The organism is Sphingobium sp. C100 (genome assembly GCF_000508185.1).
Taxonomy (GTDB): Bacteria; Pseudomonadota; Alphaproteobacteria; order Sphingomonadales; family Sphingomonadaceae; genus Sphingobium.
On the sequence record NZ_AYOY01000112.1, the window covers coordinates 86769 to 107402 of the forward strand.

Genomic DNA, 20634 nt, shown 5'->3' on the forward strand with positions numbered 1-20634 from the left:
AATGCCGACGCACTATTAGTTCACGACCTTCGGCTTTTTCCGGAATCGCCAGCGCAGCAATGGCCGCGTCAGGATCAGGCCGGCCAGAAAACCTCCGATATGCGCGGCGATCGCGATCTGCCCCAGTTCCCCGAAGCCACCGGAGGTCGCCACGCCGATCATCAACTGAATGGCGATCCAGCCTGCGGCCAGCCACAACACCCTGACCAGATTGGCCGACAATGGCCCCATTTTGCGCACCTGCTGCTGGCTGTAGAGCAGCGAATAGGTGGCGATGATCGCCGAAATCGCGCCGCTTGCCCCCACCATCGGATTGGTCGATCCGGGGTCCACAGCCCATTGCGCCAGGCAGGCGGCGTAGGCGCCCACCCCGTACAGGACGAGCGTGCCGCCCCATCCCAGCACATGTTCCACCTGCCGACCGCAAAAAACCAGCATCAACATGTTGAAGCCGATATGCAGCCAGCCCGCATGGATCAGCGTGCAGCTGAGCGGCGTCAGCCAGGCCGGCACGGCGGCCATCCCGGCCAGCAGGGCCGGGTCTCCTATCCGCGCCGGAATGAAGCCCGCGATGATGGCGGCGTCATCCACCCGGTTCGCCAAGGCGAGCAACAGGAAGACGGCGACGCTGATCGCCGCCAGCCCGTTCGTGGTCCGGCCCGCTGGCAGACGCACGGCGTCAGATGAACTCGATCTTGTCGACTAGGTAGAATTTGTCGCCCGATGGGACCGACACTTCGACCTCGTCGCCGACCTCGCGGCCGATGAGCGCGCGGCCCAGCGGACTTGAATAGCTGATCATGCCCTGTTTGGCGTCAGCTTCGGCCTGGCCGACGATCTGATATTTGACGGGCTTTTCGTCCTCGTCCTGCAAGGTCACGGTCGCGCCGAACACGATCTTGTTGCCCGACAGGGTCTTGGGATCGATGACCTGCGCGCGCGACAGCTTGTCTTCCAGGTCGGAGATCGTGGCCTCCACCTGGCCCTGCCGTTCCTTGGCGGCATGATATTCGGCATTTTCCGAAAGGTCGCCATGCGCGCGAGCTTCCTCGATGGCGTCCACGATCAAAGGGCGTTCAGCCTTCAACTCGCGGAGCTGCGTATTGAGCTTGTCATAGCCCATCTGCAGCATCGGCATCTTCTCGACGGTCGCCATTATTGCAAATCCTTCGTCAAAACTTCCCTTTGGCAGCCCCGGCATGGGACCGCCCGCAGCGTCATTCCTTGTGCAGGGGATCAGGCGTGCGACCCGGGATAATAGGATTGGAGCGAGCGCACTTCAAGAGCGCGGCTTTGCAGCGCCTCGATCGCATCCGCGGCGGCAACGCTGGCGGCGGCCGTGGTGAAGCTCGCAATCTTCGCGCGTAGCGCCGATGTGCGTATCGCCTTGCTGTCCTTCAGCGACTGCCAGCCCTCGGTTGTGTTGAAAATCAGGTCCACGTCCCCATCCGTGATCCGATCGACAATGTGCGGCCGGCCTTCCGCCACCTTGTTCACATGGGCGACGGCGATGCCCTGCTCTTCCAGATATTTCGCCGTGCCGCCGGTCGCGATGATGGTGAAGCCCATCGTCGCCATCTTCCGCGCCGCCGGCAGGATGATCGGTTTGTCGCTGTCCTTCACCGACACGAACACCGTGCCGCGCGTCGGCAGGACTGTGCCCGCGCCGAGCTGCGCTTTGGCGAAGGCGGTGGCAAAATCCCGATCGATTCCCATGACTTCGCCAGTGCTCTTCATTTCCGGCGACAACACCGGATCGACGCCGGGGAAGCGCGCGAAGGGGAAGACGGCTTCCTTGACCGCGATATGGCGACAAGCATTGCGATCGATCCTGGGCAGGTCTTTCAGCTTCTCGCCCGCCATCACACGCGCCGCGATCTTGGCGATGGGCGTGCCGATCGCCTTGGCGACGAAGGGCACGGTGCGGCTGGCGCGCGGGTTCACCTCGATCAGGTAGACGACCCCGTCCTTGACCGCGAACTGGATGTTCATCAGGCCGCGGACCGACAGCGCGCGGGCCAGCACCTCGGTCTGGCGCTCAATCTCGGCGATCACTTCGGCCGACAGGCTGTAGGGCGGCAGCGAACAGGCACTGTCGCCCGAATGGACGCCGGCTTCCTCGATATGCTGGAGCACGCCCGCGACCACGACATCGTCGCCATCGCACAGCGCGTCCACGTCCACCTCCACCGCATCGCGCAGATACTGGTCGATCAGCACCGGCGAGTCGCCCGACACCTGAACGGCGGTGGCGATATATTCCTCCAGCTGCGCCTGGCCGTCGACGATTTCCATCGCCCGGCCGCCCAGCACATAGGACGGACGCATCAACACGGGGTAGCCGATGCGGCTGGCGACCGCGATCGCCTCTTCCCGGCTGCGGGCGATGCCGTTGGCGGGCTGCTTGAGCTTGAGCTTGTCGATCAGCGCGGCGAAGCGCTCGCGATCCTCGGCCAGGTCGATGGCGTCGGGGCTGGTGCCCAGGATCGGCACGCCTGCATCCTCCAGCGCCTGCGCCAGCTTGAGCGGCGTCTGGCCGCCAAACTGGACGATCACGCCGGCCAGCGTTCCGTTCGACATTTCGACGGCCAGGATTTCCAGCACATCCTCCGCCGTCAGCGGCTCGAAATAGAGGCGGTCGGACGTGTCATAATCGGTCGACACCGTTTCCGGGTTGCAGTTGACCATGATCGTTTCATAGCCGACATCGGCCAGCGCGAAGCAGGCATGGACGCAGCAATAATCAAACTCGATGCCCTGCCCGATCCGGTTCGGCCCGCCGCCCAGAATGACGACCTTCTTGCGGTCGCTCGGCTGCGCCTCATTTTCCGCCTGCCCAAAAATCGGCGCTTCATAGGTGGAATACATATAGGGCGTCTTCGCCTCGAACTCGGCGGCGCAGGTGTCGATGCGCTTGAAGACCGGGCGCACGCCCAGCTTGTGGCGCAGCTTGCGCACCTCATCCTCGGTCACGCCGCCGGTCATCGCTTTCACCGCGTCATGGATCAGGCCGGAGCCGCGCGCGATGCCGCGTTCCATGCCGCGCAGGTTGACGGACCTGAGCGCCAGATAAGCGAGGCGCTTGTCGGAAAAGCCCATGGATTTCAGGCGCCGCATCCCTTCCGCATCCTGCGGCAGGCCGTTGTCCAGCACCTGCGCCTCGGCATCGACGATTTCCTTGATCCGCTCCAGGAACCAGGGGTCGAATTTCGCAACGGCATGGATTTCCGCCACGCTCAGCCCCTCGCGCAGCGCCTGGGCGGCGACCAGCAGACGATCGGGCGTCGGCTGGGCCAATGCAGCGACGATGTCATCCTTTGACGCGCCGACCAGATGATCGACATCGTTGAAACCGCACAGGCCGGTTTCCAGACCGCGCAGCGCCTTCTGCATCGATTCATGGATATTGCGCCCGATCGCCATGACTTCGCCGACGGACTTCATAGCGGTTCCGAGCAGCGGCTGCGCCCCCTTGAACTTTTCAAAGGCGAAGCGCGGGATCTTGGTCACGACATAGTCGATGGTCGGTTCGAAAGACGCCGGCGTCGCGCCGGTAATGTCATTCTCGATCTCGTCGAGCGTATAGCCCACCGCCAGCTTCGCCGCGACCTTGGCGATGGGAAAGCCGGTCGCCTTCGACGCCAGCGCCGATGAGCGCGACACGCGCGGGTTCATTTCGATCACGATCAGGCGGCCATCCTTCGGATTGACCGAGAACTGCACGTTGGAACCGCCTGTTTCCACACCGATTTCACGCAGCACCGCAATGGATGCGTTGCGCATGATCTGATATTCCTTGTCGGTCAGCGTCAGCGCCGGCGCGACGGTGATGCTGTCCCCGGTATGGACGCCCATCGGATCGATATTCTCGATCGAACAGATGATGATGGCATTGTCGTTCCTGTCCCGAACGACCTCCATCTCATATTCTTTCCAGCCGAGCAGCGATTCCTCGATCAGGACTTCGGTGGTCGGCGAAGCGTCGAGGCCACCGCGCACGATGTTCATGAACTCGTCGCGATTATAGGCGATGCCGCCGCCCGTGCCGCCCATGGTGAAGCTGGGGCGGATGATCGCGGGCAAGCCGGTAAACTCCAGCGCCTCCATCGCCTCGTCCATCGTATGCGCGATGCGCGAACGGGCCGATTCCAGGCCGATCTTGTCCATCGCGTCGCGGAACTTGATCCGGTCCTCGGCCTTGTCGATGGCTTCGGCGTCGGCGCCGATCATCTGGACGCCATATTTCTCCAGCGTGCCGTCATTATAGAGCGCCAGCGCCGTGTTCAGCGCGGTCTGCCCGCCCATCGTCGGCAGCACCGCGTCCGGCCGCTCCTTCTCGATGATCTTCGCCACGATTTCGGGCGTGATCGGCTCGACATAGGTGGCGTCGGCAAATTCCGGGTCGGTCATGATCGTGGCCGGGTTGGAATTAACCAGGATGATGCGATAACCCTCTTCCTTGAGCGCCTTCACCGCCTGCGTGCCCGAATAATCGAACTCGCACGCCTGGCCGATGATGATCGGGCCAGCGCCGATGATGAGGATGGAGGAGATGTCGGTGCGTTTGGGCATTAGACTGCAAGCTCTTTTATTAGGACCGACCAATCGTCATCGGCAATTTCAGAGGAAACAAACGTCTGCACACCCTTTGTAAAAATGAGCGCATCGACATTCTTGAGATTTTTCCGCGCAATGGACGGGAGCTTAATCTGAGCGTCCGCGCGGCTCAGTATCTTCGACGGATTACCTAAGGGTTTAATTGCAAAAGATAAATACCAGTCTTCAGGCCAGACCTTAGACTCAACGTCCACATAATTAGGCTCTGACGTCACAACGAATGGGACGGTGAACCCTTCGCCGGACAGATATAAAATGCCGAAAGAGCCAACGGGCATTTCTCGCGCCAGCGTCTCCCGACGCTTATTTACTGAGTCATGATCTGACTTGCTGACAGCCCATTTACCAGCGCCAACGGCTGCCCAAATGTTGCTCAGCTTTGCGGAAGGAAAAGCATAAATCTTCAATGCACGCCCCCCGTCTGCGCCTCGCAGCCCCAGCCGTCATATTCCACGCCGCACATCATCTCGATCTGGAGGCACTTCCTGGTCAGCGCCCGGATGGACTGTTCATCGACCGGCTGCACACATTCCAGGAACAGGAACAGGTCGCCATCCTCATCCTCCTCGCGGTCCAGTTCGACAAAGCCGAACTGGCTGGCGATGATGAGGACGCGCTCGAAATCCTGCTCGCTGCCCCGGAAGCTGACGTCCACGGGGCGCGCGATCCGCGCCACGTCGCCATTGGCGGCGAGATTGGCAAGGACTTGCCTGTCCGCTTCCCACTCGGCGGCCAGGCGGGCTTCATCGACCGGGGGCAGGTTCTGGCTCATGCCGCGACCGATCCTTTGAGGCCATCGACGAACCGCTTGAACAGATAGAAGCTGTCCTGCGGCCCCGGCGATGCTTCGGGGTGATATTGTACCGAAAAGGCATTTTTATCCGTTAGTTCAATGCCGCAATTGCTGCCGTCGAACAGCGATATATGGGTCGTGCGGGCATTGGCGGGCAGCGTGTCGGCATCGACCGCGAAACCATGGTTCATGCTGGTGATTTCCACCAGCCCGTCGTCCAGCCGCTTGACCGGATGGTTCGCGCCGCGATGGCCCTGATGCATCTTGATCGTCCTGGCGCCGACCGCCAACCCCAGCAACTGGTGGCCAAGGCAGATGCCGAACACCGGAATATCGGCGGCCAGTACGGCCCGGATCACCGGCACGGCATATGCGCCGGTCGCGGCGGGATCGCCCGGACCATTGGACAGGAACAGGCCGTCTGGCTTTTGCGCCATCACATCGTCGATGCTGGCGGTCGCGGGCAGCACGGTGACGCGCGCGCCGGCCTGCACCAGGTTGCGGAAGATATTATTCTTCGCGCCATAATCGATCGCGACGACATGGGGGCGTTCTTCACCGGCTTCATCAAGGCCATAGCCAAAGCCCAGCTTCCATATGCCGTCCGTCCACAGGCGGCTTTCCTTGCCCGTGACTTCGATGGCGAGGTCCATGCCCTCCAGCCCCGGCCAGGAGGCAGCCTTGGCCGCCAGCGCTTCGATGTCGAACTTCCCGTCGGGATCATGGGCGATCACGACATTGGGCGCGCCCTTGACCCGGATCAGGCGGGTCAGCGCGCGCGTGTCGACCCCGGCCAGGCCGATGCGGCCATTTTCGCGCATCCACTGGTCGAACGGTTCGACATTGCGGAAATTGCTGGGTGCGGTGACGTCCTGCCGCACGATGCAGCCCAGCGCGTGCGGCGACATGGCCTCCACATCGTCCAGGTTGGTGCCGACATTGCCGATGTGGGGAAAGGTGAAGTTGATGATCTGCCCGGCATAGGACGGATCGGTCATGATCTCCTGATAGCCGGTGATGGAGGTGTTGAAGCACAGCTCGCCCACCGCATCGCCTTGCCGGCCAAAGCCGCGACCGAACACCGCGCTGCCATCGGCGAAAACCACGACCCCTGTCGCTCCCTTGGGCACAATGAGGGTCTTGGCGTCTGCCATGGTCTTGTCGTCCTTCATGCTTTTTCGGGAACCCGTCAAAAGCGGGTTAAACGGCCGGTCACCTATGCCTGCAACGCTGCAAGGTCAACGTCTGTTAAAAATCTCTTTTGCCGCTATATCTGCTTCTTTCCGAAAGACACAGGATTCCTTCGCCATGATTCGCGATACCATCAAGAGCGCCCAGGTCGAGTCGATGAAGGCCGGCGACAAGGAAAGGCTGGCTGCCGTGCGGCTGATCCTGGCGAAGCTGAAGGACCGCGACATCGAACTGCGCACCGCCAGCAATGTGCCGGACGACGACGCCATCGTGGTCGAAGTGCTCCAGAAGATGGTCAAGCAGCGCCGCGAATCGATCGACATGTTCACAAGCGGCGGGCGCGATGAACTGGCCGCCAAGGAACAGGCCGAACTGGACGTGATCGAGAGCTTCCTACCCGCGCAGATGAGCGAGGAAGAGACGAAGGCCGCGATCGAGGGGATCAAGGCCGAGGTCGGGGCGGAGAGCGTCAAGGACATGGGCAAGGTTATGGCGGTGCTCAAGGAACGCCACGGCAGCGTGATCGACATGAGCAAGGCGAGCGGTCTGGTGAAGGCGGCGTTGAGCTAAGCGCGCGTCAGTAGTTCCCCTTCCGCTTGCGGGAGGGGTCAGGGGAGGGCATGTTCGATACAGATGGACAAAGGCTATGCTCGCCCCAGCGCAAAAGCCCGCCCGCTGCGCAACAATGCCACGGACGCCGACCTCTCCCTAAGCAGGGAGGGGCTTTGACTCCATGAGCCTCACCCCCGCCTTCCTTGACGAACTGCGCGCGCGCACCTCGCTGTCGACCCTGATCGGCAGGAGCGTGAAGGTGCAGAAGGCTGGCCGCGAGTATAAGGCCTGCTGCCCCTTCCATAATGAAAAGACGCCCAGCTTCACGATCAACGACGAGAAGGGCTTCTACCATTGCTTCGGCTGCGGCGCGCATGGCGACGCGATCCGCTGGATGACCGACCAGCGCGGCCTGCCCTTCATGGAGGCGGTGAAGGAACTGGCCGCCGCCGCCGGGATGGACGTCCCCGCCCCCGACCCGCGCGCGGCGAAACGCGCCGAACAGGCCAGGGGGCTGCATGACGCCATGGCCGCCGCGCAGCGCTTTTTCGAGGAGCAACTGGGCGGCATCGATGGCGCGGATGCACGCGCCTATCTGGGCAAGCGCGGCATCAGCGACGCCACCCGCCGCACCTTCGGCTTTGGCTATTCCCCCGACGGACGCGGCCGCCTCAAGACCGCGCTCAAGGAGTTTGGCGAACCGATGCTGGTCGAGGCGGGGCTGCTGATCGACCCCGATGGCGCCGAGCCGGACGGCGGCCAGGCCAGAAAGCGCGACAGCTATGATCGCTTCCGCGGCCGGCTGATGTTCCCCATTCGCGACATTCGCGGCCGGGTCATCGCCTTTGGCGGCCGCATCCTGGGGGCAGGCGAGCCCAAATATCTGAATTCGCCCGACACGCCGCTGTTCGACAAGGGGCGCACCCTCTACAATATCGACCGCGCCTCCCCCGCCAGCCGCCAGACCGGCCGGGTGATCGTGGTCGAAGGCTATATGGACGTGATCGCGCTCGATCAGGCGGGCTTTGGCGAAGCGGTCGCTCCGCTCGGCACGGCGTTGACCGAGCATCAGATCGAGCGGCTGTGGAAGATGGTGGAGGTGCCGCTCCTCTGCTTCGACGGCGATTCGGCGGGCCAGAAGGCCGCGATTCGCGCCGCCAACCGCGCCCTGCCCCTGCTTCGCCCCGGCCACAGCCTCGCCTTCGCGACGCTGCCGGCGGGACAAGATCCCGACGACCTGATTCGCGCCAGCGGCCGACAGGCGATGGAGGCGGTGCTGAACAACGCCGAACCGCTGATCGAGCGACTCTGGAAATATGAAGTTTCCAGCGCCCCGCTCGACACGCCCGAACAGAAGGCCGCGCTCAAGCAGCGGCTTCGCGCCATATCGGATGCGATTGCGCATCCCGATGTGCGCGCCCATTACGCCCATGAGTTTCGCGAGCGCTATGACGCGCTCTTCTTCGCAAGGCGTGCCGCGGCACCTGCCCAGCAGCGCTTTCAAGGCGGCAACGCGGGCAGCGCCGGCCGCTGGCAACGCGACAAGCGCGGCAACTGGAAACCGCCAATTCCGCCGGCCGGCACCGAAGTCCGTGCGATCGGCGCCAGCGGTATGGAACGGCATCTGCTCCGGGCCGTCCTCGCCGGCCTGCTGCGCCATCCCGCGCAGATCGCGACCCATCGCGAGATGCTGTCGAGCCTGCAAATCGGCGACCCGCTGCTGGCTCAACTGCTCGCGGCGATGATCAGTTTCTCCTTCCGCAAAGAAACAGTTGAAACACAGGCCCTCCTTACCATATTGGGGCAAGGTGAAGTGTATAATATGGCCAAGGGGATGCTCCGGGCCGACACGTTCACACTCACGCCCAACAGGATGACCACCGACCCGGATCGCCTGGCGCGCGACCTGGAGGAGGCCGTTCGGGTGATGGCACAGGGGCCGGAGTTGGAAGCGGCGCTGGTGGAGGCCACAAGGCGGTTCGAGAGCGACTTCAGCGAGGAGAATTTCGCTGAACAACAGCGTATTCGTGCGCTGAAAGCCGATCACGATCGCCGTTTGGCGGAACTGACGCAGCCCGAAGATAGTATTTGATCCAGATTATCCCTTTTGCAGGGATGGTGCAGTTAAGGCGAATAAATGGCGACCAAGGCGAACAGCAAGAACGGCGGAGCAGGTGATGGCGAGGATGGCGGCGATGCCCCGCTGCTGGATCTCAACGAAGCGTCCGTCAAGAAGCTGATCGCCCGCGCGAAAAAGCGCGGCTACATCACCTATGACGAACTGAATGACGCCCTGCCGCAGGACCAGATGTCCTCCGAGCAGATCGAGGACATCATGGCGGCGCTCAACGAAATGGGCGTCAACATCGTCGAGAATGAGGAAGCGAGCGAGGACGGAGACGAGCCGCAGCGCGACGACAGCGACGACGAATCGACCGACGATAGCGCCGAGGATGATGGCGCGCCCAAGCTCATGACCGAAAAGAAGAAGGAAACGGTCGATCGCACCGACGATCCCGTTCGCATGTATCTGCGCGAAATGGGGGCGGTCGAACTGCTGAGCCGCGAGGGCGAGATCGCCATCGCCAAGCGGATCGAGGCTGGCCGGGACACGATGATCCTGGGCCTGTGCGAAAGCCCGACCACCTTCAACGCGATCATCGAATGGTCGACCGCCCTCAATAATGGCGAGATGCAGTTGCGCGAGATCCTCGATCTCGATGCCATGCTGTCGAAAGATCCTGCCCCGGAAAGCCTGGAGGAAGGCGCCGAGGACGATGATGGCGAGATCAGCGAAAAGACCGCCGGACCAAGCTTCAAGGAAGAAGAAGAGCCGGAGGAGGAATCCGCCGACGGGGACGAAGAGGACGGCCTGACCGAACGGCGCGCCCGCCCCGCCGAAGAGGATGACGAGGAGGATAATACCCTCAGCCTCGCCCAGATGGAAGAAACCCTCAAGCCGATGGCGCTGGAGAAGTTCGCAACCATCACGGAAATCTTCCGCAGCTTTTCCCAGGCGCAGGAAGCGCGCATGGCCGCCATGGCCAGCGGCGACAGCCTGAGCCAGTCGCATGAGGACATGTATCAGGATCTGCGCGAAAAGCTGACCGCCGAGGTCGAGAGCGTCCAGTTCCACCAGCAGAAGATCGAATATCTGGTCGATCAGCTTTATGCCTATAACCGGCGCCTTACCGCGCTGGGCGGCCAGATGCTGCGCCTGGCCGAGCGTCACAAGGTCAGCCGCAAGGACTTTCTGGATCGCTATGTGAACCAGGAACTGGACGACGGCTGGCTGGACAAGGTGCAGGGCCTGGACAAGAAATGGTCCGCCTTCGCCGCGGCGGAGGGTCGATCGGTCGATCGCATCCGCAACGAAGTGGGCGAGATCGCCCAGGCGACCGGCATGTCGCTCAGCGAATTCCGCCGCATCGTCAACATGGTGCAGAAGGGCGAGCGCGAAGCGCGCATCGCGAAGAAGGAAATGGTCGAGGCTAACCTGCGCCTCGTCATCTCCATCGCAAAGAAATATACGAACCGCGGCCTGCAATTCCTCGACCTGATCCAGGAAGGCAATATCGGCCTGATGAAGGCGGTGGATAAGTTCGAATATCGTCGCGGCTACAAGTTCAGCACCTATGCGACCTGGTGGATCAGGCAGGCGATCACCCGCTCGATCGCGGATCAGGCGCGGACCATCCGCATCCCGGTCCACATGATCGAGACGATCAACAAGCTGGTCCGCACCAGCCGCCAGTTCCTGCACGAACAGGGCCGCGAGCCGACGCCGGAAGAGATGGCCGAGCGCCTCTCCATGCCGCTGGAGAAGGTGCGCAAGGTGATGAAGATCGCCAAGGAGCCGATCTCCCTGGAAACGCCGATCGGCGACGAGGAAGACAGCCATCTGGGCGATTTCATCGAGGACAAGAATGCGATCATCCCGGTCGACGCGGCGATCCAGGCGAACCTCAAGGAAACGGTCACCCGCGTCCTCGCCAGCCTGACCCCGCGCGAAGAGCGCGTGCTGCGGATGCGCTTTGGCATCGGCATGAACACCGACCATACGCTGGAGGAAGTGGGCCAGCAGTTCAGCGTGACCCGCGAACGTATCCGCCAGATCGAGGCGAAGGCGCTGCGCAAGTTGAAGCATCCCTCACGCTCAAGAAAAATGCGCAGTTTTCTGGATCAGTAAAGCAACGTTAACCAAGTTTGACGAAAAAGGGCGGCTTTCACGGTCGCCCTTTCTGATTCCGTAAACCGGACGTTTACTCGACGGGCTTATGCCTGTGGCGATCCCGCATGGGCGGGCTTTCACAGGGAAATCGAGCATGAGCGAAGCGGCACCGCGTTATCAGTTCGGCGACATCGCGCGCGTGCTCGACGCGCTGGTCGCGGCTGACGGGACGGCCGCCCATGCCTATGTCATCAGGGCGCGCACCGGCCTTGCCAGCGAAGGGCTGCTGGCGCTGCCCGATCTGGCCGATGCGGCGTCCTATATATGCCTGCTCCATGGCCGCCACCCCGGCGTCATCGACCATGCCGCCACCCGGTCCACCGAAAACGCGGCGCGCCAATGGCTGATCGAGGCGGCGGACGCCTTCGCCGCCGAGCGCACTTATCTGACCCAGGTCACCGTCGCGGCCGGCCCCGCCCCCAGCACGGCCGGACAGGCCGACTGCGAAACCGCCGTTAGCCAGCAACGCCATGCGCTCGACACGCTCGCCCAGTCGGACCGCCGGGGCTGCGCCATGGGCGCGGCGATGGCGCTGGTGCTCGACTGGCGCGCGATGCGCCAAGTCCTTGACATGGCGGCGATCCGCGCCGGACTGGAACCGCATCCCTGCGCCCTGCCCGACCGTGCCGCCACCCTGGTCGTCGCCCGCGACATTGGCGGCGACGACATTATCGACCGCGCCATCCAGTTCGGCGCGCGCCAGTTGCTCAACCAGCATCGCGGCCTGTGGGATATTCTGTCCGCCCGCGCCGACCTGCGCGCCCGGGGCGACTGAAGCCGCATCGCCACCGCACAGCGACAAAACCCATTGCGCGCGTCGGTCGCCATGCCTAGGTCCGTAGGGATCGGGACAGCGAAAGGACGAAGATGCGCTTTGAAGGCACGCAGGATTATGTCGCCACCGATGACCTGAAGGTGGCGGTCAACGCCGCCGTTCTGCTGCGCCGCCCGCTGCTGGTGAAGGGCGAACCGGGCACCGGCAAGACCGTGCTGGCGCAGGAAATCGCCACGGCGCTGGGCGCGCCGCTGATCGAATGGAACGTCAAGTCGACCACCAAGGCGCATCAGGGCCTTTACGAATATGACGCCGTCGCCCGCCTGCGCGACGGGCAGCTCGGCGACCCGCGCGTCCATGACATTTCCAACTATATCCGCAAGGGCAAATTGTGGGAGGCGTTCACCGCCCCCAATCTGCCCGTGCTGCTGATCGATGAGATCGACAAGGCCGACATCGAATTTCCCAACGACCTGTTGCAGGAACTCGACCGCATGGCCTTCCATGTCTACGAAACCGGGGAAACGGTCGCGGCGGTGGAGCGCCCCGTCGTCATCATCACCTCGAACAATGAGAAGGAACTGCCCGACGCCTTCCTGCGCCGCTGCTTCTTCCACTATATCAAATTCCCCGACCGCGAGACGATGGAGCGGATCGTCGAGGTTCATTTCCCCGGCATCCAGAAAATCCTCGTGTCGCGCGCGATGGAGATTTTCTACGAGATCCGCGACGTGCCGGGCCTCAAGAAAAAGCCCTCCACCTCCGAACTGCTCGACTGGCTGAAATTGCTGCTGGCCGAGGACATGCCGCTCGACGTGCTCCAGAACAGCGACCCGACCAAGGCGATCCCGCCGCTCCATGGCGCGCTGCTCAAAAATGAGCAGGACGTCATGATGTTCGAACGCCTCGCTTTCATGGCGCGGCGGCAGGGACGTTAAGGGCGCATTTCCCCTCCCCCGTTGCAGGATATTTGCCATGCCCCATTCCGCCGGATGCCTCTGCGGCCAGGTTCGCATCGCGATCGACGCCGAACCGCTGGCCGCGCGCCAATGCTGGTGCCGCCTGTGCCAATATCTGGGCGGCGGCGGGTCCACGGTGAATATCTGCTTCCCCAGCGACGCGGTGACGACCACCGGCGAAGTGCGCTGGCATGACAGCGTCGCCGACAGCGGCAACGCCATGAAGCGCGGCTTCTGCCCGGAATGCGGCACACCCCTGTTCAGCATGGCGCAAGCGCGCCCGCATCTGACCTTCATTCGCGCCGGCGCGCTCGACGATCCCTCGCTCATCGGGCCGCAGGCGGTGATCTGGACCGATGCCGCGCCGGCCTGGGCGCATCATGATCCCGACCTCCCCCATTATCCGGCGCAAATGCCCCCGGTGACGTGAAAAGCCGCTTGCGCCCGCGCGCATAGTCTGTAGCCTCCCTGTCATAGTCCAAGGCCGCACGAAGACGGCCGGTTCTGGAGAGGGATGCCCATGCCCAAACGCGCCTTGTTCCTGTTGTCTGCGGCTCTCTGCCTGGCTGCGCCGTCGCTGGCGCAGGCGGCGGACGATGCGGAGGCATGGACGCCGACCGCCACCGCGATCCGCGCCAATGCGGCCGGGATCACCCTGCCGCAGACCGTCGCGGGCCTTTCGCTCACCAAGAGCGGGGAAGTGTCCAATGGCGGCCGCGCGGTCGATAATTACGCGCAATATCTGTCGCAGGACGGCGCCGTGCAGGCGACGCTCTATGTCTATATGCCGACCTATGCCGACGCTTCGCTGGCCGCCTATATGACCGACAAGGCGATCATGGCGCGGTTCGGCGACAAGACCCGCCGCACCGCCTATGCCAGCGCGCCGGCCGCCGGTCAGGCCGATCATGCGATCCGCGCCGTCTATGACGATGCCGCCGACGGGGCGTTGACGACGGCGGCGGGCTTCGTCCATGCCGGGCGCTGGATCGTCAAGATCCGCGTCACCGGCCCGACCGAACGCCGCGCCGAAGTGCTTGCCGGACTGGACGGCATGTTGTCGGGCCTCGCCTTTGACGACGCCTCCACGCTGCACGCGACGATGCCCGCGCGTCTGGCCGCATGCCCGGCTGCCGATGCGGGCGACGCCCGGCTCGGCGCCGCCAGCGACGCGGACGCCGTGCCGCATGATGTGCGCATCCCGCGCGACGGGCGCGACCAGCTCTGCGTACGCGGCACCGTGACCACGGCGCAGGGCCGCTACGACATGCTTCAGCAGGCGGGCCGCAGCGACGGCGCGATCATCGTACCGGTCGATGACAGCGGCACCCTGCTCGCGTTCGATCCGGCCGCCGATGCGCAGGGCTATAAGCTTTCGATCCACATGGTCGGCCAGACCGACCTCTACGGCGTCTATGATAAAGTGCCCAGCCCGCGCCAGATCGCCGCGATCCTGGATGGCAAAGACCCGCAGACCGCCCAGGCCCAGGCTATCGCCGCCTATGCCGCCAATGGCGATGTGACGATGCAGCCGGGCGGCGCGCCCGCCCGCTGAGCCCGCTTCCCTTCGCGCGGAACCGGCCCTAGGGTCCGTACTCAATAAGGTTGCGGGCGCGCGATGGCACTGATTCAAGGGTTAGTGCGAGAGCAGGAGACCTTGATGGCACGGCAGTTGACGTGGTTGAGCGATGCGGAGTGGGCAAAGATCGAGCCTTTGTTGCCGCAGGGCCGTAAAGGAGCGCGGCGGGTCGATGATCGAAGGGTGATTTCGGGCATCGTCCACATGCTCAAGATCGGCGCGCGGTGGCGCGACTGCCCGCCGGAATATGGCCCCTACACGACGATCTACAACCGCTTCCATCGCTGGAGCCAGCAAGGTGTATGGTTCGAGGTCTTCGAGGCGCTGACTGGATACAGTGGGGTTTGGGGCTCGTCCGCGATCGACTCGACCAGCATCAAGGTCCATCGCTCGGCCGCCGGCGCAAAAGGGGGGCCTTCGCGCAAGGCATCGGAACCTCGCGCGGCGGACGCACCAGCAAGATCCACGGACTGACCGACGCTGCCGGAAGGCCGCGCATTCTGCTGATCTCGCCCGGCAACCTCTCCGACATGACCATGGCGCCTGCCTTGATCGAGGCCGCGCGTGGCCGCTTCGACAAGTTGATCGCCGACCGCGGCTATGACAGCAACGCCATCCGTGCCGCCATCCAGGCCCAAGGTGCCGAAGTGGTTATCCCCGCCACCCGCAGCAGAAAAGCGCCCATCCCCTATGATCGCGACGCCTATAGGGCACGCAACCTCGTCGAGCGCCTCTGGTGCCGCCTCAAGGATTGGCGCCGCATCGCAACCAGATACGACAAGCTCGCCACCAATTACATGGCCGGCGTCTTCCTCGCTGCCTCACTCACCTTCTGGTGCAATTGAGTCCGGAGCCTAGGACGGCGGGATGATCCAGCCATCGGGCGCGACCCGTTTCGCCCGCATCCGCGCCCGGCTCGAAGCCATCCGCATCGCGCCCGGCCCGCAGGCGTGGGCGTTTGAATTTCTGCTGTTCGGTTTCAAGCAGGGCTGGGCCTGCCTGTTCGGTGGGCTGATGCTGGCATTGCTGCTGGCCACCCATTTTCTTTATCCGGCCGGCGCGCCGGTGCATCGTTATGATTTCCTGACCCTCGCCGCGCTCGCCATCCAGGCGGGAATGCTCGCCTTCCGCCTCGAAAGCTGGGGCGAGGCGAAGGTGATCTTCGCCTTTCACCTGATCGGCACGGTCATGGAATTGTTCAAGACGCAGGCCGGCTCATGGATCTATCCCGAAGCCAGCCTGCTCCACATCGGCGCCGTGCCGCTCTTTTCGGGCTTCATGTATGCCGCGGTCGGCAGCTATATCGCGCGCATCTGGCGCATCTTCGCCTTCCGCTTCACCCACTATCCGCCGCTGTGGACGACCGCGCTGCTGGCCGGCGCCATCTATGTCAATTTCTTCGCCCATCACTGGCTGCCGGATGTGCGCCTTGCCCTGTTCGGCGCGGCGATCCTGCTGTTCGGGCGAAGCTGGATCATCTTCACGCCCTGGCGCCGGGCGCGGCGGATGCCGCTGCTGGTCGGCTTCTTCCTGGTCGCCCTCTTCATCTGGCTGGCGGAAAATATCGGCACCTTCGCCAATGCCTGGACCTATCCGGACCAACGCCATGGCTGGCAGATGGTCGGCATCGCCAAGCTGGGCAGCTGGTATCTGCTGATGATCATCTCCTTCGTGCTCGTCTCGCTGATCCATGGCATCCGCCGCGACGGCGATCAGATCAGATAGCCGACCTCATACAGTCCCCAGCGGCGCCCGGCGAAGACCAGCGGCACGAACACGCTGCGCAGCGCGCGATAGCGGCTGTCGCCCAGATCCTGCCGATAGGTGAAGAGGAAGAAATCGCCCGCGCCGTCCAGCGCGCGCCGGGTCTGGGCGTCCATGAAAATCTGGCGGTTGCGCGCATATTCCATGTTCCATGATCGTTCGCCCGGCCGCTGCGGCTGGCTGCGCGCGCTGATATGGGTGGGCAGATAGCCGTTCATGTCGATCAGGCAGCAGCCGACGATGGCGCTGTCCTGCGCCGTATGCCGGTCCAGCACCGGCCGCAGCACCGCATCGGCAAAGTCGGTGAAGCCGTTCAGATATTGCGCCGGATCGGCCCCGTCGATGCGGCGATAGCCGGTATCGAACAGCGCGTCGATGCTGAGCGTCCCGTCCCGCAGCCCGGTTTCGATCGCGCCGCGCACCTCCTCCGCCCCGTCTTCGGCCAGGGCGATATAACGGCTGTTGCGCGTGATCTGCGGCCCATGCGCGGCGGTGTTGAGCATGGCGTTCGCCATCTCCTCCAGCCCCTCCAACTGGGTGCGGGCCGTGTCCACGCGCGCCGTGCTTTCCTGGGCGGACCGGCTGAAATCGGCCAGCCCCTCGCGCAGCGCGGCGACATCGCCGTCGGCCGCGTCGGTACAGGCGACGATCGTGCCGGATCGCGCCCCGAACTGCGTCACCAGCGATGCGATCTCCGCCATGTGCAGCCGCAACTGGTCGATATGCGTGCTGACGCCCCGCCCGCGCGCGATATTGGCCTCCACCCCGCCGATCAGCCGCCGCGCATCGCGATCCAGCTGGCCCAGCTTGTCGGCGACGGAGGCGGAGGACTCGCCCGCCTGCCCCGCCAGCCGCCTGATCTCCTCCGCCACCACGGCAAAGCCCTGGGTCGCCTCGCCGCCGCGCGCCGCCTCGATCGCGGCGTTGACCCCCAAAAGGCGGGTCTGCCGCGCAATCGCGCTCAACTGGCCGGAAACATCGCCCACCGCCTCGATGACGGACAGGAACTGGCGCAAATGCCCCTCCAGGCCGGTGACATGCTCGACCAGCCCCGCCACTTCGCCCAGCGACAGGCCGATCACGTCATGTCCGTCGGCGACGATATGCTCGGCGCGATGGGCCGTCTGGCTCAATTCGCGCGCCGCCGCCACGCTTTCCCCCTGGCTCGCCGCCAGCTGTTCCATATGGGTCTGCAAGCTGCCCAGATGCGCGGCATCGGTCTGGATGCGGCGGTTAAGCTCGCCCAGAAACCCGGCGGTTTCGCTGCATTGCAATGCTATGTCGCCCGACCTTTCCCCCAGATCGGCCAACAAGTCCCTGTTTTCCAAGCCTACCCCGCTAATTTGCCCGCTTCATGAATAGTGACGGATTAACCATGCGCCGCAACACTTAATATTCGCACAAGAGGCGGATTTTGCCGACTTGCATCCGCCCCTGCGCTGCCCGACAAGGGGCGCCATGCTGCTCAATTTCCTCGACGCGCTCCGCGCTGCGGGCATCCCCGCCAGCATCAAGGAGCATCTGTTGCTGCTGGAGGCGCTGGACCGGGACGTCATCGCCCGGCGGCCGGAAGATTTCTATTATCTCGCCCGCGCCACCTATGTGAAGGATGAAGGCCTTCTCGACCGTTTCGACCAGGTGTTCGCCAGGGTCTTCAAGGGCGCGCTGGGCCAGGACGGGGTAGAGGCCGAAATCCCGGAGGAATGGCTGCGCCTCGTCGCGGAAAAATTCCTGTCGCCCGAAGAGATGGAGAAGATCAGGTCGCTGGGCGACTGGGACGAGATCATGAAGACGCTCAAGGAGCGGCTGGAGGAACAGAAGGGCCGGCATCAGGGCGGCAATAAATGGATCGGCACTGGCGGCACCTCTCCCTTCGGCCATGGCGGCTATAATCCCGAAGGCGTGCGGATCGGCGGCGAATCCCGTCACAAGCGCGCGATCAAAGTGTGGGAAAAGCGAGAATTCGCCAATCTGGACAACAGCAAGGCGCTTGGCACCCGCAATATCAAGGTGGCGCTGCGCCGCCTGCGCCGCTTCGCGCGGGAAGGCGCGGCCGACGAACTGGACCTCGACGAAACCATCCGCGGCACCGCGCGGCAGGGCTGGCTCGACATCCGAATGCGGCCCGAACGGCATAATGCGGTCAAGCTGCTGCTCTTCCTCGACGTCGGCGGTTCGATGGATCCGTTCATCACCCTGTGCGAAGAACTTTTCTCGGCGGCGACCGGCGAATTCAAGAATCTGGAATTCTTCTATTTCCATAATTGCCTGTATGAAGGCGTGTGGAAGGATAATCGCCGCCGCTTTTCGGAGCGCACCCCGACATGGGACATTCTGCACAAATATGGCCATGACTATAAGCTGATCTTCGTCGGCGACGCGGCGATGAGCCCCTATGAGATCAGCCATCCGGGCGGTTCCGTCGAACATATGAACGCGGAATCGGGCGCCGTCTGGCTCGGCCGCGCCACCCACACCTATCCCGCCGCCGTGTGGCTCAACCCCACGCCACAGGAGCATTGGGGCTATAGCCAGTCCACCCGGATGATCCGCGAGCTGATGAACGACCGCATGTTCCCGCTCACGATCGAGGGCATCGACGGCGCGATGCGGGAGCTGACGCGAAAACGGTAAGCGCGGCGGTTTGACGCGCGACAGGGCCGTCCCCTCGGCAAAAACTCTGCTGCACTTGCGAAACAAAGCGGCGCGGACCGCGTTCCTCCCCCATGCCCGACATCAGCCTGAACAACATCACGTCGCTGGCCGCCTTTTCGCTGGCGGCGTCGGTCGTCGCCGCGTTCCTGATCCACTGGGCACTTTACGCCATCGCCATCCGGGTGGTGCGGGCGAAGATGACACCGACCTTGCTGCCGGCCATTTTCCAGCCGACGCGATGGCTGGTGGTCCTGTTCTCGCTGGGCGCGGGGTTGCAGCCGCTGGAGCTTGGACCGCAACTGGAGTCGCTCTGGTCGATCGGGTCGAAGATGCTGTTCGCGCTGCTGGTCGGCTGGCTGATCTTTCGCATCCTGCGCGTGATCCGGCAGATGATCGAGCGTCATTCGGACATTCATGCCGAGGATAATCTGAAGGCGCGGCGGCGGCATACGCGCGTGCGCATCCTCTATCGCATCGCACAAAGCGTGGTCGCGGTGCTGGTGATGGCGATGATCCTGATCGCCATCCCCGGCGTGCGTTCCATCGGCGTGACGCTGGCGGCGTCGGCAGGGCTGGTCGGCCTGGCGGTCGGCGCGGCGGCCCAGCCCGCGCTCAAAAATCTGATCGCGGGCATCCAGATGGCCTTTTCCGAGCCGATCCGGCTGGACGATGTGGTGATTGTGGAGGGGGAATGGGGGCGGATCGAGGATATCACCCTGACCTTCGTCGTGGTGCGCATCTGGGACGATCGGCGGATGGTGGTGCCGGTCTCCTATTTCCTGGAAAAGCCGTTTCAGAACTGGACCACCAAGACGTCGGACCTGCTCGGCACCATATTCTTCTATGTCGATCCGGCCGCCGACGTGCAGCGCATCCGCGAGGCGTTCGTCAACGCCACGAAGGCGAACAGCCGGTGGGACGGGCGCGTCGCCATCGTCCAGGTGACCGACCATCGCGCCGATGCGCTGGAGTTGCGCGGGCTGCTGTCGGCGCGCAATGCCGGGGCGGCCTTCGACCTGCGCTGCGAAGTGCGCGAGGCGGTGATGGAGTTTCTGCGGAAGGAGATGCCCGAAGCGCTGGTGCGCAGCCGGCAGCGGCTGGAGGCGGGCGAGGGCTTTACCAGGCCGTCTGGCGCGGCGGAATGAGCGCCATCATCGCGTCATAGAGGCGCGGCCTGATCGGTTCGAGAAATTCCATGCCCGCCCGGCCATCCTGCGCCCAGCGGATCTCGGCGGCATAATCCTTGAGCACCGGCAGCCAGACGCTGATCCGCTCGCCGGTCAGCAGTTCGCCGTCGGACCGGCACATCAGCCCAAGTTCCGAGATGTTGATGATACGGATGCCATGGGTGCGCCCCCGCGCGGTCACATGGCTGACCATGTCGACAAGATCGCGTTTGGCGCGCCGCTGCTCGACCGAAGGGTCGCGCGAACGCATGACATGACCAAGATTGGCGAAGACCGAGGACGACATGGCGGCGAGCCTAATCATGTCGATATGGACCGGATGTAAAAGAAC

The 20634-nt window shown here is 63.8% G+C and carries 18 protein-coding genes and 1 pseudogene; 11 read left to right on the top strand and 8 right to left on the bottom strand.

Annotated features, from left to right (window positions below; genetic code table 11):
* Positions 1-15: 15 nt before the first annotated feature.
* From C100_RS32780 to carA, 6 genes are all read right to left on the bottom strand, one after another.
* Entirely contained in the window at positions 16-675 is a 660-nt protein-coding gene (locus C100_RS32780; protein ID WP_024019257.1) for a rhomboid family intramembrane serine protease, read from the bottom strand.
* Between the two features lie 4 nt (positions 676-679).
* Entirely contained in the window at positions 680-1156 is a 477-nt protein-coding gene (gene greA, locus C100_RS32785) for a transcription elongation factor GreA (protein ID WP_024019258.1), read from the bottom strand.
* An 80-nt stretch (positions 1157-1236) separates the two neighbouring features.
* Positions 1237-4572, bottom strand: coding sequence for a carbamoyl-phosphate synthase large subunit (gene carB / locus C100_RS32790; protein ID WP_024019259.1), 3336 nt, complete (start codon positions 4570-4572; stop codon positions 1237-1239).
* The gene (locus C100_RS0124385; protein WP_152536431.1) at positions 4572-5024 is read right to left on the bottom strand and encodes a hypothetical protein; all 453 of its coding nucleotides are present in this window, start codon (positions 5022-5024) and stop codon (positions 4572-4574) included. Before C100_RS0124385 ends, carB begins: the two co-directional genes overlap by 1 nt.
* Positions 5021-5389, bottom strand: coding sequence for a ribonuclease E inhibitor RraB (locus C100_RS32795; protein WP_024019261.1), 369 nt, complete (start codon positions 5387-5389; stop codon positions 5021-5023). The genes C100_RS0124385 and C100_RS32795 overlap by 4 nt, the downstream gene beginning before the upstream one ends.
* Positions 5386-6564 carry a glutamine-hydrolyzing carbamoyl-phosphate synthase small subunit gene (gene carA / locus C100_RS32800; protein ID WP_031309059.1) on the bottom strand — a complete coding sequence of 393 codons (1179 nt, stop codon included), beginning with the start codon at positions 6562-6564 and terminating at the stop codon, positions 5386-5388. The genes C100_RS32795 and carA overlap by 4 nt, the downstream gene beginning before the upstream one ends.
* Before the next feature lie 154 nt (positions 6565-6718).
* Between carA and C100_RS32805 the strand changes: the two genes are divergently transcribed.
* The 9 genes and pseudogenes from C100_RS32805 (at position 6719) to C100_RS32840 (ending at position 16422) form a co-directional block, all read left to right on the top strand.
* A complete protein-coding gene (locus tag C100_RS32805) occupies positions 6719-7171 on the top strand; it encodes a GatB/YqeY domain-containing protein (protein ID WP_024019263.1) in 453 nt (150 codons plus the stop codon).
* A 163-nt stretch (positions 7172-7334) separates the two neighbouring features.
* Positions 7335-9245 carry a DNA primase gene (gene dnaG / locus C100_RS32810; protein ID WP_024019264.1) on the top strand — a complete coding sequence of 637 codons (1911 nt, stop codon included), beginning with the start codon at positions 7335-7337 and terminating at the stop codon, positions 9243-9245.
* Between the two features lie 45 nt (positions 9246-9290).
* A complete protein-coding gene (rpoD, locus tag C100_RS32815; protein WP_024019265.1) occupies positions 9291-11342 on the top strand; it encodes an RNA polymerase sigma factor RpoD in 2052 nt (683 codons plus the stop codon).
* A 136-nt stretch (positions 11343-11478) separates the two neighbouring features.
* Positions 11479-12159 carry a DUF6975 family protein gene (locus tag C100_RS32820; RefSeq protein WP_024019266.1) on the top strand — a complete coding sequence of 227 codons (681 nt, stop codon included), beginning with the start codon at positions 11479-11481 and terminating at the stop codon, positions 12157-12159.
* Positions 12160-12251: 92 nt separating this feature from the next.
* The gene (locus tag C100_RS32825) at positions 12252-13097 is read left to right on the top strand and encodes an AAA family ATPase (RefSeq protein ID WP_024019267.1); all 846 of its coding nucleotides are present in this window, start codon (positions 12252-12254) and stop codon (positions 13095-13097) included.
* A gap of 37 nt (positions 13098-13134) precedes the next feature.
* Positions 13135-13548: a GFA family protein gene (locus C100_RS32830; RefSeq protein ID WP_024019268.1), complete on the top strand. Its 414-nt coding sequence runs from the start codon at positions 13135-13137 to the stop codon at positions 13546-13548.
* A gap of 90 nt (positions 13549-13638) precedes the next feature.
* A complete protein-coding gene (locus tag C100_RS32835) occupies positions 13639-14673 on the top strand; it encodes a hypothetical protein (RefSeq protein ID WP_024019269.1) in 1035 nt (344 codons plus the stop codon).
* A 105-nt stretch (positions 14674-14778) separates the two neighbouring features.
* Positions 14779-15542 (top strand): annotated as a pseudogene (locus tag C100_RS47840) (IS5 family transposase).
* Positions 15543-15564: 22 nt separating this feature from the next.
* Positions 15565-16422, top strand: a complete 858-nt coding sequence (locus tag C100_RS32840) for a DUF817 domain-containing protein (protein WP_024019270.1) — start codon at positions 15565-15567, stop codon at positions 16420-16422.
* Here the strand turns inward: C100_RS32840 and C100_RS32845 are convergent.
* A complete protein-coding gene (locus C100_RS32845) occupies positions 16410-17774 on the bottom strand; it encodes a methyl-accepting chemotaxis protein (protein WP_031309062.1) in 1365 nt (454 codons plus the stop codon). The two genes, C100_RS32840 and C100_RS32845, sit on opposite strands and share 13 nt — an antisense overlap.
* Before the next feature lie 145 nt (positions 17775-17919).
* Here C100_RS32845 and C100_RS32850 point away from each other — a divergent pair, with 145 nt between their 5' ends.
* On the top strand, positions 17920-19095 hold the full coding sequence (locus tag C100_RS32850; protein WP_024019272.1) for a vWA domain-containing protein: 1176 nt from the start codon (positions 17920-17922) through the stop codon (positions 19093-19095).
* Positions 19096-19187: 92 nt separating this feature from the next.
* On the top strand, positions 19188-20261 hold the full coding sequence (locus C100_RS32855; protein WP_024019273.1) for a mechanosensitive ion channel family protein: 1074 nt from the start codon (positions 19188-19190) through the stop codon (positions 20259-20261).
* Here the strand turns inward: C100_RS32855 and C100_RS32860 are convergent.
* Positions 20233-20589, bottom strand: coding sequence for a PilZ domain-containing protein (locus tag C100_RS32860; protein ID WP_024019274.1), 357 nt, complete (start codon positions 20587-20589; stop codon positions 20233-20235). The two genes, C100_RS32855 and C100_RS32860, sit on opposite strands and share 29 nt — an antisense overlap.
* Positions 20590-20634 lie beyond the last annotated feature (45 nt).

Excerpts from the sequence above, each read along its gene's own strand:
- C100_RS32850 (WP_024019272.1), top strand. The coding sequence starts at position 17,920 with ATGCTGCTCAATTTCCTCGACGCGCTCCGCGCTGCGGGCATCCCCGCC.
- greA (WP_024019258.1), bottom strand. The coding sequence starts at position 1,156 with ATGGCGACCGTCGAGAAGATGCCGATGCTGCAGATGGGCTATGACAAG.
- C100_RS32820 (WP_024019266.1), top strand. The coding sequence starts at position 11,479 with ATGAGCGAAGCGGCACCGCGTTATCAGTTCGGCGACATCGCGCGCGTG.
- dnaG (WP_024019264.1), top strand. The coding sequence starts at position 7,335 with ATGAGCCTCACCCCCGCCTTCCTTGACGAACTGCGCGCGCGCACCTCG.
- carA (WP_031309059.1), bottom strand. The coding sequence starts at position 6,564 with ATGGCAGACGCCAAGACCCTCATTGTGCCCAAGGGAGCGACAGGGGTC.
- C100_RS32840 (WP_024019270.1), top strand. The coding sequence starts at position 15,565 with ATGATCCAGCCATCGGGCGCGACCCGTTTCGCCCGCATCCGCGCCCGG.
- C100_RS32795 (WP_024019261.1), bottom strand. The coding sequence starts at position 5,389 with ATGAGCCAGAACCTGCCCCCGGTCGATGAAGCCCGCCTGGCCGCCGAG.
- rpoD (WP_024019265.1), top strand. The coding sequence starts at position 9,291 with ATGGCGACCAAGGCGAACAGCAAGAACGGCGGAGCAGGTGATGGCGAG.
- C100_RS32860 (WP_024019274.1), bottom strand. The coding sequence starts at position 20,589 with ATGTCGTCCTCGGTCTTCGCCAATCTTGGTCATGTCATGCGTTCGCGC.
- C100_RS32835 (WP_024019269.1), top strand. The coding sequence starts at position 13,639 with ATGCCCAAACGCGCCTTGTTCCTGTTGTCTGCGGCTCTCTGCCTGGCT.
- C100_RS32805 (WP_024019263.1), top strand. The coding sequence starts at position 6,719 with ATGATTCGCGATACCATCAAGAGCGCCCAGGTCGAGTCGATGAAGGCC.
- C100_RS32855 (WP_024019273.1), top strand. The coding sequence starts at position 19,188 with ATGCCCGACATCAGCCTGAACAACATCACGTCGCTGGCCGCCTTTTCG.
- C100_RS32830 (WP_024019268.1), top strand. The coding sequence starts at position 13,135 with ATGCCCCATTCCGCCGGATGCCTCTGCGGCCAGGTTCGCATCGCGATC.
- carB (WP_024019259.1), bottom strand. The coding sequence starts at position 4,572 with ATGCCCAAACGCACCGACATCTCCTCCATCCTCATCATCGGCGCTGGC.
- C100_RS32825 (WP_024019267.1), top strand. The coding sequence starts at position 12,252 with ATGCGCTTTGAAGGCACGCAGGATTATGTCGCCACCGATGACCTGAAG.